A 521-nucleotide genomic window follows, 5' to 3' on the forward strand; every position below is an offset into this window, starting at 1 on the left:
CGTGAAGGTCTCAGTATCGGGGTTCACCTCTTAGTGACAGCCGGTCGTCAAACCAACCTTCGTGCTCAACTCTACTCGAACTTCAAGCACCAGTTGAGCCTACCACAGAATGAGGCAGGTGAAGTGCGAGCTATCGTGGGCTCTACGCCCCTTGCCATGACCATGGAAGACATCAAGGGACGTGCCCTTATGAAGCGTGAAGAGGTAGATGTCATCCAGCTGGCTCTCCCAGTTTATGGAGCCAATGATACTCAAGTCCTCAACAACCTGCGCCAAGCAGTCGCTTCCCTCCAAGAAGCCTGGACCGGACAGCGCCCAAGTGCCATCCCGATGGTGCCAGAGGAGTTGACCGAGAAAGACTTCTATAGCCGAGCAAGCGTGCAGACTGCCTATGAACACGGACTTGTGCCATTAGGACTTGACTTGGAGACAGTTGAACCTGTTATATGGAACCTGGCTAAAGGCAATCTTCTCTACCTAACAGATAAAGAAGAGCAGATGACGGCCTTGGTGAAACACAT

At 52.2% G+C, this 521-nt stretch carries 1 pseudogene; it reads left to right on the forward strand.

Features of this window, described 5'->3' with window-relative positions:
- Nucleotides 1-521: pseudogene (locus HMPREF2991_RS10495) on the forward strand (cell division protein FtsK); the annotation flags it as partial.

The sequence above is a fragment of the Streptococcus sp. HMSC072D07 genome (assembly GCF_001814835.1).
Lineage (GTDB): Bacteria > Bacillota > Bacilli > Lactobacillales > Streptococcaceae > Streptococcus.